The 16,942-nt window shown below is 64.5% G+C and carries 14 protein-coding genes; 10 read left to right on the forward strand and 4 right to left on the reverse strand.

Translation table 11 applies throughout. The features are described 5' to 3' along the window. Nucleotides 1–141: 141 nt before the first annotated feature. From M2S36_RS09805 to M2S36_RS09845, 9 genes are all read left to right on the forward strand, one after another. Nucleotides 142–1,824 carry a flavin monoamine oxidase family protein gene (locus M2S36_RS09805; RefSeq protein WP_333957093.1) on the forward strand — a complete coding sequence of 561 codons (1,683 nt, stop codon included), beginning with the start codon at nucleotides 142–144 and terminating at the stop codon, nucleotides 1,822–1,824. A gap of 14 nt (nucleotides 1,825–1,838) precedes the next feature. Continuing rightward, nucleotides 1,839–2,633 carry a carbon-nitrogen hydrolase family protein gene (locus tag M2S36_RS09810; protein WP_207834118.1) on the forward strand — a complete coding sequence of 265 codons (795 nt, stop codon included), beginning with the start codon at nucleotides 1,839–1,841 and terminating at the stop codon, nucleotides 2,631–2,633. A gap of 144 nt (nucleotides 2,634–2,777) precedes the next feature. Beyond that, nucleotides 2,778–5,078 (forward strand): pyrroloquinoline quinone biosynthesis protein PqqF, encoded by a 2,301-nt coding sequence (pqqF, locus tag M2S36_RS09815; RefSeq protein WP_333957094.1) that lies wholly within the window; start codon nucleotides 2,778–2,780, stop codon nucleotides 5,076–5,078. 159 nt (nucleotides 5,079–5,237) lie between these two features. Next, a complete protein-coding gene (gene pqqA, locus M2S36_RS09820) occupies nucleotides 5,238–5,309 on the forward strand; it encodes a pyrroloquinoline quinone precursor peptide PqqA (protein WP_003243383.1) in 72 nt (23 codons plus the stop codon). Between the two features lie 78 nt (nucleotides 5,310–5,387). Then, on the forward strand, nucleotides 5,388–6,299 hold the full coding sequence (gene pqqB, locus M2S36_RS09825) for a pyrroloquinoline quinone biosynthesis protein PqqB (protein ID WP_061303871.1): 912 nt from the start codon (nucleotides 5,388–5,390) through the stop codon (nucleotides 6,297–6,299). A gap of 140 nt (nucleotides 6,300–6,439) precedes the next feature. After that, complete coding sequence (pqqC, locus tag M2S36_RS09830) at nucleotides 6,440–7,195, forward strand: pyrroloquinoline-quinone synthase PqqC (RefSeq protein ID WP_003255592.1); 756 nt, start codon at nucleotides 6,440–6,442, stop codon at nucleotides 7,193–7,195. Beyond that, entirely contained in the window at nucleotides 7,192–7,467 is a 276-nt protein-coding gene (gene pqqD, locus M2S36_RS09835; protein WP_207834089.1) for a pyrroloquinoline quinone biosynthesis peptide chaperone PqqD, read from the forward strand. The genes pqqC and pqqD overlap by 4 nt, the downstream gene beginning before the upstream one ends. Beyond that, nucleotides 7,439–8,599, forward strand: coding sequence for a pyrroloquinoline quinone biosynthesis protein PqqE (pqqE, locus tag M2S36_RS09840; RefSeq protein ID WP_207834087.1), 1,161 nt, complete (start codon nucleotides 7,439–7,441; stop codon nucleotides 8,597–8,599). The genes pqqD and pqqE overlap by 29 nt, the downstream gene beginning before the upstream one ends. After that, nucleotides 8,565–10,388 (forward strand): S9 family peptidase, encoded by a 1,824-nt coding sequence (locus M2S36_RS09845; protein ID WP_207834078.1) that lies wholly within the window; start codon nucleotides 8,565–8,567, stop codon nucleotides 10,386–10,388. Before pqqE ends, M2S36_RS09845 begins: the two co-directional genes overlap by 35 nt. Before the next feature lie 208 nt (nucleotides 10,389–10,596). On the opposite strand, the gene M2S36_RS09850 is transcribed toward M2S36_RS09845, so the two are convergent. Together M2S36_RS09850 and M2S36_RS09855 are read right to left on the reverse strand one after the other, a co-directional pair. Continuing rightward, nucleotides 10,597–10,755 carry a YqaE/Pmp3 family membrane protein gene (locus M2S36_RS09850; RefSeq protein WP_009681539.1) on the reverse strand — a complete coding sequence of 53 codons (159 nt, stop codon included), beginning with the start codon at nucleotides 10,753–10,755 and terminating at the stop codon, nucleotides 10,597–10,599. A gap of 138 nt (nucleotides 10,756–10,893) precedes the next feature. Continuing rightward, a complete protein-coding gene (locus M2S36_RS09855; protein WP_207834076.1) occupies nucleotides 10,894–12,174 on the reverse strand; it encodes an aspartate aminotransferase family protein in 1,281 nt (426 codons plus the stop codon). A gap of 210 nt (nucleotides 12,175–12,384) precedes the next feature. Between M2S36_RS09855 and M2S36_RS09860 the strand changes: the two genes are divergently transcribed. Next, nucleotides 12,385–13,308 (forward strand): LysR family transcriptional regulator, encoded by a 924-nt coding sequence (locus tag M2S36_RS09860; RefSeq protein WP_004375209.1) that lies wholly within the window; start codon nucleotides 12,385–12,387, stop codon nucleotides 13,306–13,308. A 280-nt stretch (nucleotides 13,309–13,588) separates the two neighbouring features. On the opposite strand, the gene M2S36_RS09865 is transcribed toward M2S36_RS09860, so the two are convergent. Continuing rightward, entirely contained in the window at nucleotides 13,589–15,367 is a 1,779-nt protein-coding gene (locus tag M2S36_RS09865; RefSeq protein ID WP_207834074.1) for an acyl-CoA dehydrogenase C-terminal domain-containing protein, read from the reverse strand. A gap of 123 nt (nucleotides 15,368–15,490) precedes the next feature. Continuing rightward, nucleotides 15,491–16,774 carry a GGDEF domain-containing protein gene (locus M2S36_RS09870; protein WP_207834072.1) on the reverse strand — a complete coding sequence of 428 codons (1,284 nt, stop codon included), beginning with the start codon at nucleotides 16,772–16,774 and terminating at the stop codon, nucleotides 15,491–15,493. Nucleotides 16,775–16,942: the final 168 nt, after the last annotated feature.

Raw genomic sequence — 16,942 nt, forward strand, 5'->3', positions numbered from 1 at the left:
TCATGCATTTCGACGACACAAGCTACATTCAGACAACAATCTGCACCTTAATAACGAACACCCCACTCCCTAAAATGGCCACCAGGCATCTCCTATACTCAGGCTCCGCCCGCTGCGCAGCCTCTCTGGCAAGGTCACTCCATGAACAAGAAAAACCGCCACCCCGCCGACGGCAAAAAACCCGTCACCATCTTCGGCCCGGACTTCCCCTTCGCCTTCGACGACTGGCTGGAACACCCCGCAGGCCTGGGCAGCATCCCGCCCGAGCGCCATGGTGAGGAAGTGGCCATCGTGGGCGCCGGTATCGCCGGCCTGGTGGCGGCCTACGAGCTGATGAAGCTGGGCCTCAAGCCGGTGGTGTACGAAGCCTCCAAGCTGGGTGGCCGGCTGCGCTCGCAAGCCTTCAACGGCACCGACGGGATCATCGCCGAACTGGGTGGCATGCGCTTCCCGGTGTCGTCCACTGCCTTCTACCACTACGTGGACAAGCTGGGCCTGGAGACCAAGCCGTTCCCCAACCCGCTGACCCCGGCCTCGGGCAGCACGGTGATCGACCTGGAAGGCCAGACCTACTACGCCGAAAAACCCACCGACCTGCCCAAGCTGTTCCACGAAGTGGCCGATGCCTGGGCCGACGCGCTGGAAAGCGGCGCCCAGTTCGCCGACATTCAGCAGGCCATCCGCGACCGTGACGTACCGCGCCTGAAAGCGCTGTGGAACAAGCTGGTACCGCTGTGGGACGACCGCACCTTCTACGACTTCGTCGCCACCTCGCGCTCGTTCGCCAAGCTGAGCTTCCAGCACCGCGAAGTGTTCGGCCAGGTCGGCTTCGGCACCGGCGGCTGGGACTCGGACTTCCCCAACTCGATGCTGGAAATCTTCCGCGTGGTGATGACCAACTGCGATGACCACCAGCACCTGGTGGTCGGCGGTGTGGAGCAGGTACCGCAAGGCATCTGGCGCCATGTACCGGAGCGCTGCGTGCATTGGCCGGAAGGCACCAGCCTGAGCGCACTGCATGGCGGTGCGCCGCGCACCGGGGTCAAGCGCATCGCCCGCGCCGCCGATGGCCGCCTGGCAGTCACCGACAACTGGGGTGACACCCGTCACTACAGCGCCGTGCTCGCCACCTGCCAGACCTGGCTGCTGACCACCCAGATCGACTGTGAGGAATCGCTGTTCTCGCAAAAGATGTGGATGGCCCTGGACCGCACCCGCTACATGCAGTCGTCGAAGACCTTCGTCATGGTCGACCGCCCGTTCTGGAAGGACAAGGACCCGGAAACCGGCCGCGATCTGATGAGCATGACCCTCACCGATCGTCTCACCCGCGGCACCTACCTGTTCGACAACGGCAACGACAAGCCGGGGGTGATCTGCCTGTCGTACTCGTGGATGAGCGACGCGCTGAAAATGCTGCCGCACCCGGTGGAAAAACGCGTGCAGCTGGCCCTGGACGCACTGAAGAAGATCTACCCGAAGACCGACATCGCCGGCCACATCATCGGCGACCCGATCACTGTTTCCTGGGAAGCCGACCCGCACTTCCTCGGCGCCTTCAAGGGCGCGCTGCCGGGCCACTACCGCTACAACCAGCGCATGTACGCGCACTTCATGCAGCAGGACATGCCTGCCGAGCAGCGCGGCATGTTCATCGCCGGTGACGACGTGTCGTGGACGCCGGCCTGGGTGGAAGGCGCGGTACAGACATCGCTGAATGCGGTGTGGGGTATCATGAATCACTTCGGTGGTCGCACCCACCCGGACAACCCCGGCCCAGGCGACGTGTTCGACGAAATCGGCCCGATCGCCCTGCCGGACTGAGACAAGGAGGCAACATGCGCATCGCTCTGTTCCAGGGCGCTCCAAAGCCACTGGACGTGCCCGGCAACCTGCAACGGTTGCGCCACCAGGCGCAACTGGCAGCCGAACGCGGCGCCCGCTTGCTGGTATGCCCGGAGATGTTCCTGACCGGCTACAACATCGGCCTGGCCCAGGTCGAGCGCCTGGCCGAGGCCGACGATGGCCCGGCGGCCATGGAGGTGGTGGAGATCGCCCAGGCGCACCGCATCGCCATCGTCTACGGCTACCCGGAGCGCGGCGATGATGGCGCGATCTACAACAGTGTGCAGCTGATCGATGCGCACGGCCGCAGCCTGAGCAACTATCGCAAGACCCACCTGTTCGGTGAACTGGACCGTTCGATGTTCAGTCCAGGTTCCGATCACTTCCCGGTGGTGGAGCTAGATGGCTGGAAGGTCGGCCTGCTGATCTGCTACGACATCGAGTTCCCGGAGAACGCCCGACGCCTGGCGCTGGACGGTGCCGAGCTGATCCTGGTGCCGACGGCGAACATGACCCCTTACGACTTCATCTGCCAGGTGACCGTAAGGGCGCGGGCGCAGGAGAACCAGTGCTACCTGGTGTATGCCAACTATTGTGGCTCGGAAGACGAGATCCAGTATTGCGGGCAGAGCAGCATCATCGGCCCGGACGGCAGCCTGCTGGCCATGGCCGGACGAGATGAGTGCCAGTTGCTGGCAGAGCTGGAGCATGAGCGGGTGGTGCAGGGGCGGGAGGCGTTTCCTTACCTCACCGATTTGCGCCAGGAGTTGCATCTGCGTAAGGGCTGATGGCCCTTTCGCGGGCACGCCCGCTCCCACAGGGTCTGCGCTGCCTTTCGTACCTGCGCCATACCTGTGGGAGCGGGCGTGCCCGCGAAGAGGCCGGGCCTGCAAACAAATGGGGTAGCATGGACAGCAGTTACCGGAGCCCCCATGCCTGACGCCACCCGCCACCTCACCCTCGCCAACGGCCTGCAGCTGACCCTGCGCCACGCCCCGCGCCTGAAGCGTTCGGCCGCCGCACTGCGGGTGCACGCAGGCAGTCACGACGCGCCAACCAAATGGCCCGGCCTGGCCCACTTCCTGGAGCACCTGTTCTTCCTCGGCACCCCGCGCTTCCCGCTGGACGACGGCCTGATGCGCTACGTGCAGGCCCTCGGCGGCCAGGTCAATGCCAGCACCCGCGAACGCACCACCGACTTTTTCTTCGAGGTCCCACCCAGCGCCCTGGCCGGGGGGTTGGAGCGCCTGTGCCAGATGTTGGCCGAGCCAGACCTGGGCATCGAGCGCCAACGCCGCGAACGCGAAGTCATCCATGCCGAGTTCATTGCCTGGTCGCGCAATCCGCAGGCCCAGCAACAGTTCGCCTTGCTGCAATCCGCAGCGCCCGGCCATCCGTTGAGCGCTTTTCATGCCGGTAACCGGCACACCCTGGCCTTGCAGGATCCCGCCTTCCAGCAAGCGCTCCATGGCTTTCACCAGCGCTTCTACCAAGGCGGCCAGGTCACCTTGAGCCTGTGCGGCCCACAATCGCTGGATGAACTGGAACTGCTGGGCCGGCAGCATGCCGAGCTGTTCGCAACGGGTAAACGGGTTCCACAAGCTCTGCCACCGCCATTGTCGGCGACCGAAACGCACCTGCTCTTCAGCCACGAAAACCTCCCGGCAGGAGCCGAGCAGGCCCTTGAGTTGCTGATCACCTGCCTCAGCGATAACCGCCCGGGCACCTGGCTGGATGCGCTTCGCCAACGTGGCTGGTTGCAAGGCTTCAAGGCCGAAGTGCTGTATGCCTTCGCCGGGCAGTTGCTGTGGCACATCGACCTGAAGCTCAGCGAAGACGCCAGCCCAGAGGAAGCCGATGCCCTGTTGCAAGGTTGGTTCGGCTTCATCCGCCAGGCCGTACCTGAGCAATTGAATGCCGAGTTCGCACTGCTGCAGCAAAGCCGCGAACGCAGCGCCAGCGCGCTTGAGCTGGCCCGCCGGGACAGCGCCGGCCAGCCGTTCGCCGGTCTGGATACACAAGGCTTGCAGGCCCTCCGTGCCCTGCTGGATGGCCTGCCGGGCCGCGAGCATGGGCATTGGCAACTGCCCACTGTCGACCCCTTGCTACTGGCGGATGTACCTGATGTCAGGAAGCAGCCGCTGCCAGCGGCACTGAAGGTCAGCGACCAGCTGCCTGGCGCCCGTCAGTACGCGGTGCTGTACCTGCGCTGGCATGTCCCTTCACCCTTGCGCCAGCGCCTGCATGCGCTGCTCGAACGCGCCTTGCACCCCCTGCAGGAGCGCTGCGAGCGCGTATCGGTGCAGCTGCAGTTCAGTGCCGCTGGCGAATACTGGCAGTTGCGCTGCGCCGGGCTGCCCGCAGCAGTCTTGCGCACTGTGGAACAGGCCTTGGTACTGATGCTCAAGCCCCCGGCAAGCAGCTGGCTGCCTTGTTCGGTGCAGCCACCGGCTCTGATCCCCATCCGCGCCCTGCTCAAGCAACTGCCCGACGCCGTGCTGGGCGCCACGCCTGCACCGGTTCCGGAATGCCCCCTGACACAGACGCAACTCGACAGCCTGTGGCAGCACACACGCTGGCACGGCCTGGCTGCAGGCTTCGACGATGACGCCCTCAACGCATTGGGCACTGCGTTGCAGCACTGCCCTGGCCAAGGCTCGGCGCCTGGCCCTCTGCCTACCTGGGCCAACCACCGTTGGCAACATGCCAAAGTATCCGGCAGTGAACATGCCCTGCTGCTGTTCTGCCCTTTGCCGGCGGAGATGGAAGCCGCTGGCCGCCTGCTCGCCCAATTGCTGCAAGGGCCGGTCTACCAACGACTGCGGGTAGAACTGCAACTCGGCTATGCGGTATTCAGTACCTTTCGTCAGGTCGAGGGTGTCGGTGGCCTGCTGTTCGGAGTCCAGTCGCCCCACGCCAGCCAGGCGCAGATACTCGACCACTTGCTCACCTTGCTACGCCAGGGCATTACCTTCGATCCAGGCGCTCGCCAGGCACTGGCCGGGCAATTCGATGAGCCGGCGATGGCCAACGACGCAGTCGCCGAATGGGCATGGCAGACATGCCTGGCTACACAACCTGGCGGGCTGGAAACGCTAGGCAGGGCTATCCTGACCACGCGGCAGGCGGACCTGGACCAGCTGCTGATCCACCTGCTCGATACCGGCTCCAGGTGGCTGTGCCTGGCCAACGCTGCCGCGCCAGATAGCTCCTGGATCACCTCAACCGAGTGATTATTACGCGAACTGCAAGGGCACTTTTCTAATAATTAACCTTTCGGTACACCTATTTCTTGTAAGATAGCGCAATCCCGAATCATGGGAACCTCCAGCCAATGGCGGTACCCTAGTATTAGCTGACAAACCCACCCCTCATCCGGAAGGAGTAATTCCATGTGGACCAAACCTGCATACACTGATCTGCGCATCGGCTTCGAAGTCACCATGTACTTCGCCAACCGCTAAGCCCGGCTTACGGTTCAACGCCTCGGCCTGCCGGGGCGTTTTCGTTTTTTCGCTACGGTTTCTGCAGAGAGAGTGGCCATGTACATCCAGGTTCTCGGTTCCGCCGCCGGCGGCGGGTTCCCCCAGTGGAACTGCAACTGCGTCAACTGCAAGGGCTTGCGTGACGGCACCTTGCGGGCCACGCCGCGCACCCAGTCCTCCATCGCCCTGTCCGACGATGGCGTGCACTGGGTGCTGTGCAATGCCTCGCCCGACATCCGCGCCCAACTCCAGGCCTTTGCCCCGATGCAGCCGGCCCGTGCCCTGCGCGACACCGGCATCAACGCCATCATCCTGCTGGACAGCCAGATCGACCACACCACCGGCCTGCTCAGCCTGCGCGAAGGCTGCCCGCACCAGGTGTGGTGCACCGACATGGTCCACCAGGACCTGACCACCGGCTTCCCGCTGTTCAACATGCTCAGCCACTGGAACGGCGGCCTGCAATGGAACCGCATCGAGCTGGAAGGCAGCTTCGTCATCGACGCCTGCCCCAACCTGCGCTTCACCCCGTTCCCCCTGCGCAGCGCCGCGCCGCCCTACTCGCCGCACCGCTTCGACCCGCACCCGGGCGACAACCTTGGCCTGCTGGTCGAGGACACCCGCACCGGCGGCAAGCTGTTCTACGCCCCGGGCCTGGGCCAGGTGGATGAGAAGCTGCTGACGATGATGCATGGCGCCGACTGCCTGTTGGTCGACGGTACCCTGTGGGAAGATGATGAAATGCAGCGCCGTGGCGTGGGTACCCGCACCGGTCGCGAGATGGGCCACCTGGCGCAGAACGGCCCCGGCGGCATGCTGGAAGTGCTCGATGGCTTCCCGCGCCAGCGCAAGGTACTTATCCACATCAACAACACCAACCCGATACTCGACGAAGACTCGCCCGAGCGTGCCGAAGTGCTGCGCCGGGGCGTGGAAGTGGCCTTCGATGGCATGAGTATCGAGTTGTAACAGCCAGATCGCACAAGCAACACAGCCCCTGTGGGAGCGGGTTCACCCGCGAAGAATCCCACACAGTGTATGGCACCGGCTTCGCCNNACCCGCTCCCACAGGGATTGAGCCTAGACTCAGCTTTACAGGAGCCAGCCGAATGAGCGACGCACTGCCAATGTCCCCTGCCGAGTTCGAGCAGGCCCTGCGCGCCAAGGGCGCCTACTACCACATCCATCACCCGTACCACGTGGCGATGTACCAGGGCCGCGCCACCCGCGAACAGATCCAGGGCTGGGTGGCCAACCGCTTCTACTACCAGGTCAACATCCCGATGAAGGATGCCGCGATCCTCGCCAACTGCCCGGACCGCGAAGTGCGCCGCGAGTGGATCCAGCGCCTGCTCGACCACGATGGCGCGCCCGGCGAGGACGGTGGTATCGAAGCCTGGCTGCGCCTGGGCCAGGCCGTGGGCCTGGACCCGGACCAGCTGCGCTCCCAGGAGCTGGTACTGCCCGGTGTGCGCTTTGCCGTGGACGCCTACGTCAACTTCGCCCGCCGCGCCAGCTGGCAGGAAGCGGCCAGCAGTTCGCTGACCGAGCTGTTCGCCCCGCAGATCCACCAGTCGCGCCTGGACAGCTGGCCGCAGCACTACCCGTGGATCGACCCGGCCGGCTACGAGTACTTCCGCACCCGCCTGGGCCAGGCCCGGCGTGACGTGGAGCACGGCCTGGCGATTACCCTGCAGCACTACACCACCCGCGCGGGCCAGGAGCGTATGCTGGAAATATTGCAGTTCAAGCTGGATATTCTCTGGAGCATGCTCGACGCCATGAGCATGGCCTACGAGCTGAACCGCCCGCCCTATCACTCCGTCACCCAGGAACGGGTGTGGCACAAAGGGATCACCCTATGAGTTTCAACCGTAATCAAGTGCCGAACTGGCGCCCCGGCTACCGCTTCCAGTACGAGCCGGCGCAAAAGGGCCATGTGCTGCTGTACCCCGAGGGCATGATCAAGCTCAACGACAGCGCGGCCCTGATCGGTGGCCTGATCGACGGCCAACGTGACGTTGCCGCGATCATTACCGAACTCGAACAACAGTTCCCCGGTGTCCCGGAAGTGGCCGATGACATCGAGCAGTTCATGGAGGTGGCCCGTGCCGAACACTGGATCGTCCTCGCCTGAGTTACCGCCCACGCCCGCAGTCGGCCTGCCACTGTGGCTGTTGGCCGAGCTGACCTACCGTTGCCCGCTGCAGTGCCCGTACTGCTCCAACCCGCTGGACTTCGCCGCCCAGGGCCAGGAGCTGAGCACCGCACAGTGGTTCAAGGTAATGGCCGAAGCCCGGGAAATGGGTGCCGCGCAAATCGGCTTTTCCGGCGGCGAACCGCTGGTACGCCAGGACCTCGCCGAGCTGATCGGCGAGGCCCGCCGGCTGGGCTACTACACCAACCTGATCACCTCGGGCATCGGCCTGACCGAGGCGCGCATCGCCGACTTCAAGAAGGCCGGCCTGGACCATATCCAGATCAGCTTCCAGGCCAGCGACGAACAGGTCAACAACCTGCTGGCCGGCTCGAAGAAGGCCTTTGCGCAGAAGCTGGAAATGGCCCGTGCGGTGAAGGCCCATGGCTACCCGATGGTGCTCAACTTCGTCACCCACCGGCACAACATCGACAAGATCGACCGCATCATCGAGCTGTGCATCGCCCTGGAGGCCGACTTCGTCGAACTCGCCACCTGCCAGTTCTACGGCTGGGCCCACCTCAACCGCCTGGGCCTGCTGCCGACCCGCGCACAGCTTGAGCGGGCCGAACGCATCACCAACGAATACCGGGACAAGCTCAAGGCCGAGGGCAACCCGTGCAAGCTGATTTTCGTCACCCCGGACTACTACGAGGAGCGCCCCAAGGCCTGCATGAATGGCTGGGGCAGCCTGTTCCTGACCATCACCCCGGACGGCACCGCCTTGCCCTGCCACGGCGCGCGCCAGCTGCCGGTGCAGTTCCCCAACGTGCGCGACCACGACCTGCACCACATCTGGTACGACTCGTTCGGCTTCAACCGCTTCCGTGGCTATGAGTGGATGCCCGAACCCTGCCGCTCCTGCGACGAGAAAGAAAAGGACTTCGGCGGCTGCCGCTGCCAGGCCTTCATGCTCACCGGCGATGCCAGCAACGCCGACCCGGTGTGCGCCAAGTCGGCCGACCACGGCATCATCCTCAAAGCCCGCGAGGAGGCGGAAAGCGCCCAGCTCGCCATTGAACAGATGACCTTCCGCAATGAACGAAACTCCCGTGTCATCGCCCGCGGCTGAGTTCAGCGCGGCCCAGGCGGTTGCCGCCGGCACCGACTTTGCCGAAATCAAGGTCAGCGCCGCGGGGTTGTTCTGGAATGAATTCCGCCCAGCCGATGGCGCCTGCCGTATCTGGCACTGGCAGCGCCAGCAGGCCCGCTGCCTGACCCCCGATGGTTTCAGCGCGCGTAGCCGGGTGTACGAATACGGCGGCGGCAGTTTTTGCCTGGGTGGTGACGGGCTGCTGTTCGTCAACGAAAAGGACCAGCAGGTCTATACCCAGGCCCTGGAAGGTATGGCACCACGTGCCCTGACCGATGATCCCAGCTGTCGCTACGGCGATGTGCAATGGCACGACGGCCTGGTGCTGGCGGTCGAGGAACAGCATGGCGAACGGGTCGAGCATCGTCTGGTCGCCTTGGGTGAACATACCCGCGAGGTGCTCGCCGAAGGTGCCGACTTCTATGCCTCGCCTACGGTGAGTGCCGACGGCCAGCGCCTGGCGTGGGTCGAATGGGACCGCCCGGCACAACCCTGGACCGTCACCCGGCTGATGTGCCGCACACGTGATGCAAGTGGCCACTGGGGGCCGGCGCAATGTGTGGCCGGCGCTGACGAATCGCTGCAACAGCCGCGCTTCGATAGCGCAGGCCGACTCTACTGCCTGTCCGACCGCAAAGGCTTCTGGCAGCCCTGGGGTGAGATCGATGGCCGCTGGCAGGCCCTGCCTGCCGAGCCCGCGGACCACGCTGCGGCGCCCTGGCAACTGGGCGCCAGTACCTGGCTGGCGCTGGGGCCGCAAAGCTATCTGGCCAGCTGGTGCGAAGACGGCTTCGGGCAACTGGGGCTGCGTACTACCGATGGCCGCCTGGAGCGCTTCGCCAGCGCCTACACGCGCTTTCGCAGCCTGGCCATGGATGGCGAACACCTGTACGCCATTGCCGCCTCGCCGATCAGCCCGCCAGCGGTCATCGCCATTACCCGCAGCAACCACGAGGTCAGCGTGTTGGCCGGTGGTGCCGACGTGCTGCCGGCAACGCATATCAGCCTGCCGCAGTCGATCCACTATGGCAGTGACGGTCACCGCGCCCATGGCTTCTTCTACCCGGCCGCCCGGTCGCAAGGGGCTGCACCGCTGGTGGTGTTCATCCATGGCGGCCCGACCTCAGCCTGTTATCCCGTGCTCGACCCGCGCATCCAGTACTGGACCCAACGCGGCTTCGCCGTCGCCGACCTCAACTACCGGGGCAGCACCGGCTATGGCCGGGAATACCGCCAGGCCCTGCACCTGCGCTGGGGCGAAAGCGATGTGGCCGATGCTTGCGCGGCGGTAGATTACCTGGCCGGACGTGGGTTGATCGACCGCCGCAAGGCGTTCATCCGCGGCGGTAGTGCGGGGGGCTACACCACCCTGTGCGCCCTGGCGTTCCATGATGTGTTCCGCGCGGGCGCCAGCCTGTACGGGGTCAGCGACCCGCTTGCCCTTGGCCGGGCCACGCACAAGTTCGAAGGGGACTACCTGGACTGGCTGATCGGCGACCCGCTGCAGGACGCCGAGCGCTATCGCCAGCGTACGCCGCTGCTGCATGCGGGGCAGATCAAGGTGCCGGTGATTTTCTTCCAGGGCGAGCTGGATGCAGTGGTAGTGCCGGAGCAGACGCGGTCGATGCTGGCGGCGCTGCAGGCTAACGGGATCGAGGCCGAAGGGCACTTCTATGCCGGGGAGCGGCATGGGTTCCGCAAGGCGGAGAACCTGGCGCATGCGCTGGAAGAAGAATGGAAATTCTATTGCCGGGTGTTGGGGAGCTGAGATTTTGGGCTGCGCTGTCGCACAGGGAACAATGTTCGAGAGCGTGTCACATTCCCTTGTGGGAGCGGGCGCGCCCGCGAAACGGCCAACCCGGTGTATGGCACCGGCTCCGCCGGTGTTCGCGGCGGTTCGAAGCCTCGACACGCCCGCTCCCACAGAGCCCTGCTAACTCAATTATTTATGTGTATGCAGAGCAGCCCCAGCAATGTCACCGCTTGGCGATGATATACACCGCATGCACGATCCCCGGAATGTACCCCAGCAAGGTCAGCAGGATATTCAGCCAGAACGCCCCGCCAAACCCCACCTGCAGGAACACGCCGAGCGGCGGCAGGATGATGGCGATGATAATGCGAATGAAGTCCATGCGAGTCTCTCCTGAAGGGGTTACTTCACAGACTAGACCCGCGTGGCAGAGGTTCCACTGGAAAAAAAAACGCCCCGGGCCGAATGAAACAGGCCAGGGGCGATGCGCAGGAACGCCAGACGGTTCGTAAAATTCGGATCAGGCCGGTACTTCCCGGCGGGCCTGCTGCCGGGTGTGCAGGCGGGCGAAGGCGCGGGCTAGGCGCAGCAGCATTTCGTCGATGTTGCCCTTGCTCACGGTCAGCGCCGGCGAGAAGCGCACCACATCCGCCTGCGGTGCGTTAAGCAGCAGGCCTTCGTCCAGGGCCGCCGCCACCAGCTCGCGGGCCAGGTTTTCTTTCAGCTGCAGGGCCCACAGCAGGCCTTGCCCGCGCACTTCGCCCTGGCCGTAACGCCCGGCCAGCCGGCTCAGGCCTTCGCGCAGGTGGCGGCCGTTGTCCTGCACCTGGGCGAAGAAACCAGGCTCCAGCACGGTATCCAGCACAGCCAGGCCGGCGGCGCACATCAGCGCGTTGCCATGGTGGCTACCTTCCAGTTCGCCAGGCTCGGCGCAGCACGCCGTGCCCCGGGCCAGCAAGGCTGCCAGCGGCACGCCACCGCCCAGGCCCTTGCCCAGGGTGATGATGTCGGCGCGCACGCCGTAGGTTTCTTCAGCCAGCAGCGCGCCACAGCGGCCGATGCCGGTCTGCACCTCGTCGAGGATCAGCAGGATACCCAGTTCGCGGCACAGCGTTTCCACACCCTTGAGGTACTCCTGTGTGGCCGGGATCACACCCGCCTCGCCCTGGATCGGCTCGAGCATGATTGCCACGGTGCGCGAGTCCACCTCGGCGTGCAGCGCCGCCAGGTCGTTGAACGGCACCTTGCTGAAGCCCGGCAGGCCCGGCTCGCAGCGGTTGCACGGCAGCGGGTCGGACGCCGACAACGCGCCCAGGCTGCGACCATGGCAGGCCTGGCTGGCGGTGATGATGTGGTAGGCGCCGTTGCGGTGCAGCTGGCCCCACTTGCGCGCCAGCTTGATCGCGCCTTCGCAGGCTTCGGCACCGCTGTTGAGCAGGTAGGCCTGGTCGCTGCCGGTGCTCTGGCACAGGCGGTTGACCAGCCCCAGCAGGCCACGGCTGTGGTAGCCCGAGCCCGGGTTGATCAGCGCCTGGGCCTGGTTGCCCAGCGCTTTCACCAGCACGCTGGGGCTGTGCCCCAGGCTGTTGACCGCACCGCCCTGGGTGAAGTCCAGGTAGGCGTGCCCTTCGTTGTCCCACAACCAGGAGCCCTGGCCACGCACGAACACTTGCGCTGCGCGTTCGGTGCTGGGCATCAGGCGCTCACGCGACAGCTGCGGCGCTTCCGGCACGATCACCGGCGCACGCTTGGGCTCGGCGACGGCGGCAGGGGCCGGGCGGCGCAGGTTGAACAGGTTCATCAGGGCTCCAACCAATCACGGTAAAGGGCGGCCACGGTGCGGTCTGGGTGCCGGCACTCGATATTTTGCCTTGCCTATCAAAAGTGTTTTTCATCCGTGGTAACAATCGATCGATTCATCGCTGTAACCCGCTGGAATACGGCGATAGACTAGGCCTCGCGAGGGTTTTCGACCATTTCGTTTTTCCAGCATTTTCGATAAGTGTTACTTATGGATTTCCGCCAACTGCGTTATTTCGTCGCGGTGTATGAAGAAGGCCACGTGGGCCGCGCCGCCGAGCGCCTGTCGCTGTCCCAGCCGGCGCTTTCCCAGCAGATCCGCCAGCTGGAACACAGCCTCGACCTGAGCCTGTTCGAGCGCAGCAACAAACGCCTGCTGCCGACCCTGGCCGCTCATACCCTGTACAACCATGCCCTACCGCTGCTCGACGGCCTGCAGCGCGCCCACGAGGCCATGCGCAACTTCAAGGGCCAGTCCCTGCGTACACTGGCCATCGGCGTGCTGCAGACCGTGCGGCCGAGCCTGGTGCCGCAGTTGCTGGAACGCCTGCGCAGGGCACAGCCGCACCTCGTGGTGCAGATCTACGAATTGTCGGGGCTGGAGATCGAACGGCGCCTGCTCAACGGCAGCCTGGACATCGGTATCAGCTACCTGCCACCACGCCAGCCGGGGCTGCATGGCCTGCTGCTGTACGAAGACGAGCTGCAACTGGTCATCCCCGCTACCCACCCGCTGAAGGACTTCAAGAAGGTATCCATCCGCCAGGCCGCCGAGCTGCCCATGCTGATGCTGGGCGAGGAATTCCAGATCCGCCAGATCTGGCAGGCGCAGCTGGCCAGCCAGGGGCGTCGGCCGCAGGTGCAGGCCGAGATGAACAACATGGCGGGGATTCTCGACAGCCTGGCCCATACCGCGCTGGCCACCATCCTGCCGGGGCGGGCCAAGGAGGCCGCCGAGGATGATCAGGGGCTGCTGTGGAAGCCATTGAGCGAGCCGCGGGTACCGCTGAAGGTTGGCCTGGTATTCCGCGATGCCCAGCGCCAGCAGGCCTCTGTGGAGCTGCTGCGCACGCTGCTGGAGGAAGAGACGGACGCTCGCCTGTTGGGCGCATCGCCGCTGGATGTGCTGGGCTGAAAAAACACGCGCACAAAGAAAACCCCGCCGAAGCGGGGTTTTCCAGACTGTTTCCCTGTGACATCCGTATCGCCCCGCCATCCTGGCAGGTGTCCTTCGTCGTCATCCTTGATCTGTCCTTTGCGCTTCCTGCGCAACGTCCATGTGGTAAAGATTAACCGTGGATCCAATCTGAGAACAGTGGTGAAAAGTCACCACGTTGTGTAGGAAAAAGCTTACACAGGAGGATTCACTTCCAGATGTGCCTGGAATTGGGGCCGCTTTGCGGCCCCTAAATCCGTCAGAACTGCTCGGCATCCAGCAGGTACAGCGACTCACTCCCCGCTTTCACCGAGGCCACCAGCGAATCCACCCGCGGCAGCAACCGCGCAAAGTAGAACCGCGCCGTACCCAGCTTGCCCGAGTAGAACGCCTCGTCCCCCTCACCCGCCTTGGCCGCCCGCGCCATCAGTGCCCACATGTAGCCATAGGCAACATAACCAAAGGCATGCAGGTATTCGACCGAAGCCGCGCCAATTTCATTCGGGTTGCCCTTGGCTTGTTCCAGTACCCACTCGGTCAACCCGTCGAGCTGGTCGAGGCTGGCCGCCAACGGCTTGGCAAACTCATCCAGTTCGCTACCCGCGCTGGTAATGAACTGGCGAATCTCGTCGGAGAACAGCCGATAGTACGCACCACCGCTGGCCACCACCTTGCGCCCCATCAGGTCGAGGGCCTGGATGCCGTTGGTGCCCTCGTAGATCTGCGTAATGCGCACATCGCGCACCAGTTGCTCCTGGCCCCACTCGCGAATGTAACCATGCCCGCCGAACACCTGCTGGCCGTGCACCGCGCACTCCAGGCCCAGGTCGGTGAGGAAGGCCTTGGCCACCGGCGTCAGCAGTGCCACCAGCTCTTCGCTGCGCTTGCGCACGCTGGCATCTTCGCTGAACTTGGCACTGTCCAGTTGCATGGCCACGTAGCTGGAGAAGGCGCGGCCACCCTCGATCAGCGCCTTCATGGTCAGCAGCATGCGGCGCACGTCCGGGTGGACGATGATCGGGTCAGCGACCTTGTCCTTGGCTTGCGGCCCGGTTGGGGCACGGCTCTGCAGGCGGTCGCGGGCGTACTCAACGGCGTTCTGGTAGGAGCGCTCGGCCGAGGCCAGGCCCTGGATACCAACGCCCAGGCGCTCGTAGTTCATCATGGTGAACATGGCCGCCAGGCCCTTGTTCGGCTCACCGACGATGTAGCCGACCGCTTCGTCGAAGTTCATCACGCAAGTGGCCGAAGCCTGGATACCCATCTTGTGCTCGATCGAGCCACAGGTGGCCGGGTTGCGTGCGCCCAGGCTGCCGTCTTCGTTAACCAGGAACTTCGGCACCAGGAACAGCGAAATGCCTTTCGGCCCCGCCGGTGCGTCCGGCAGCTTGGCCAGCACCAGGTGGATGATGTTCTCGGTCAGGTCGTGCTCGCCGCCGGTGATGAAGATCTTGGTGCCGCTGACCTTGTAGCTGCCGTCGGCCTGGGGCTCGGCCTTGGTGCGGATGATGCCCAGGTCGGTACCGGCGTGCGGCTCGGTCAGGCACATGGAACCGGCCCACACGCCGGCGTACATGTTCGGCAGGTACTTTTCCTTCAGCGCTTCACTGGCGTGGGCATTGATCGACAGGCAGGCGCCGGCGGTCAGCATCGGATACAGGCCGAAGGACAGGCTGGAGGCGTTGACCATTTCCTCGACCTGGGCCGAAATGACCTTGGGCATGCCCATGCCGCCAAACAGCGGATCGCCGCCCACGCCTACCCAACCGCCTTCGGCGTAGGTGTTGTAGGCCTCGATGAAACCGGCCGGTGTGCGTACCGCGCCGTTGTCCCAGTGGCAGCCCTCTTCATCCGCAGCGCGGCTGAGCGGCGCAATGGACCTGGCAGTGACCTTGCCGGCTTCTTCCAGCACCGCCATGGCCGTGTCGGCATCGACAACCTCGCCCAGCCCGGGCAACTGCGCCCACTGCTCGGCCACGTTGAAGACTTCATTCAGTACGAAGCGCATGTCGCGCAGGGGCGCTTTATATTCAGCCATGACAACCTCTCGCTAGTCGGGTCGGGGCGGTCTCGGGGAACCGCGACACTGGGTTACAGGCAGTGTAACCGAACAACTTTTACGAGACATAGGGTCATCACTAGACTATATAGTCTATTCCGGTCACGCCGTGCGCACTGCCCCACGCTGCGATTGTTGCCCATGTACCATGACACAATTGCGCCCCGCGCCCTTGGCGCTGTACAGCGCCTGGTCGGCGGATTTCAACACGGCCTCGGGGTTACGATGATCGGTCTGGCGCTCGGCCACGCCAATGCTGATGGTGACCGATACCGTGCCGCCACTGCTACCCGCTCGCCGCTGGCGCCCGGTGGTATCGTCCTGCGGGCGGTTGTGCTGGTCGCGCAGGTGCATCACGTAGTTGGCGATCACTTCGCGCACGGCTTCCACATGCGGCACACATTCCTCGGCGGTCTTGCCGGCAAACACCAGGGCGAACTCCTCGCCGCCATAGCGGTAGGCCCGACCACCGCCGGTGACCTTGGACAGGCGGCTGGCGACCAGGCGCAGCACCTGGTCGCCCACATCGTGGCCATGGGTGTCGTTGAATTTCTTGAAGTGGTCGACATCGGTCATGGCGATCACATAGTTGCGGCCCAGGCGCTGCATGCGCTCGTTCAGCGCACGGCGCCCCGGCAGGCCGGTCAGCTCGTCGCGGAAGGCCATCTGGTAGGCCTCGTGCGCCACCGCCGCAGCGATCATCAGCATTACCTGGCTGCACATGATGTTCAGGGTGAACGGCAGGATGAAGGTTTGCGGCAGCATCCAGAAGATGCCCAGCAGCCCTGTGATCAACGCTGCGTGCAGCGGCCGTGGCGCGCGCAGGTATTGCACCACCAGCAGGATGAACACGCCGAGGAACAGTGGGTAGACCATCTGGATCAGGCTCATCCATTGGCCGTGCAAGGTTGGCCAGCGGATTTCCGCCAACCAGGTCAGCAACGCCTCGGGGTAGCTTTGCTCCAGGGCCACCGCCACGCTGCCGACGGCAAACAGCACGGCGCCACGGGCGACCAGGTCCTGCAGCAGATGGGTGCGCTCCTGCCAGGCACCATACAACCCGAACAGGGCGGGCAGCAGCAGGCACACCAAGTGGAAGATCACCGCCGCGTCTTCGCGCACGCGGCCATGGTCACGGTAGAAGTCGGTCTGGGTATCGAGCAGGAAGTAGGCGATATACACCGTGAGCATCAGGAACAGCTCGCGCTGGCGGCGGTACACCGCGCAATAGGCGCCGCCCAGCAGCAGGACCAAGGTAGGCAGGACATTGAACAGCGATGTGAAAAAGACACTGAGGTCTCTCACATAGGCTGCGGCGAGCCCTGCCAGCAACAAGAACAGCGACGGCAGGAAGTGGCTTGCGCGAACAGCGTTAAGACGAAACAAGGGTAATCTCCGACCCGGCAGATCAATAATGGCATTGTGCCCTTACTTCATCGGCAGTGCACATGAACAGTTGAATATGCGGATGGAGTGAACACGAAATTCCGGGTTGCACGCGATCAGTGTGGGAGCGGGTTTACCCGCGAACACCGGCAAAGCCGGTGCCATATA

This window comes from Pseudomonas sp. SF2, from assembly GCF_036858055.1.
GTDB lineage: Bacteria > Pseudomonadota > Gammaproteobacteria > Pseudomonadales > Pseudomonadaceae > Aquipseudomonas.

Coding starts and splice junctions, on each gene's coding strand:
- pqqC (WP_003255592.1), top strand. CDS start 6,440: ATGAGCGACGCACTGCCAATGTCCCCTGCCGAGTTCGAGCAGGCCCTG.
- M2S36_RS09810 (WP_207834118.1), top strand. CDS start 1,839: ATGCGCATCGCTCTGTTCCAGGGCGCTCCAAAGCCACTGGACGTGCCC.
- pqqB (WP_061303871.1), top strand. CDS start 5,388: ATGTACATCCAGGTTCTCGGTTCCGCCGCCGGCGGCGGGTTCCCCCAG.
- M2S36_RS09860 (WP_004375209.1), top strand. CDS start 12,385: ATGGATTTCCGCCAACTGCGTTATTTCGTCGCGGTGTATGAAGAAGGC.
- M2S36_RS09855 (WP_207834076.1), bottom strand. CDS start 12,174: ATGAACCTGTTCAACCTGCGCCGCCCGGCCCCTGCCGCCGTCGCCGAG.
- M2S36_RS09805 (WP_333957093.1), top strand. CDS start 142: ATGAACAAGAAAAACCGCCACCCCGCCGACGGCAAAAAACCCGTCACC.
- M2S36_RS09845 (WP_207834078.1), top strand. CDS start 8,565: ATGAACGAAACTCCCGTGTCATCGCCCGCGGCTGAGTTCAGCGCGGCC.
- M2S36_RS09850 (WP_009681539.1), bottom strand. CDS start 10,755: ATGGACTTCATTCGCATTATCATCGCCATCATCCTGCCGCCGCTCGGC.
- pqqF (WP_333957094.1), top strand. CDS start 2,778: ATGCCTGACGCCACCCGCCACCTCACCCTCGCCAACGGCCTGCAGCTG.
- pqqD (WP_207834089.1), top strand. CDS start 7,192: ATGAGTTTCAACCGTAATCAAGTGCCGAACTGGCGCCCCGGCTACCGC.
- M2S36_RS09865 (WP_207834074.1), bottom strand. CDS start 15,367: ATGGCTGAATATAAAGCGCCCCTGCGCGACATGCGCTTCGTACTGAAT.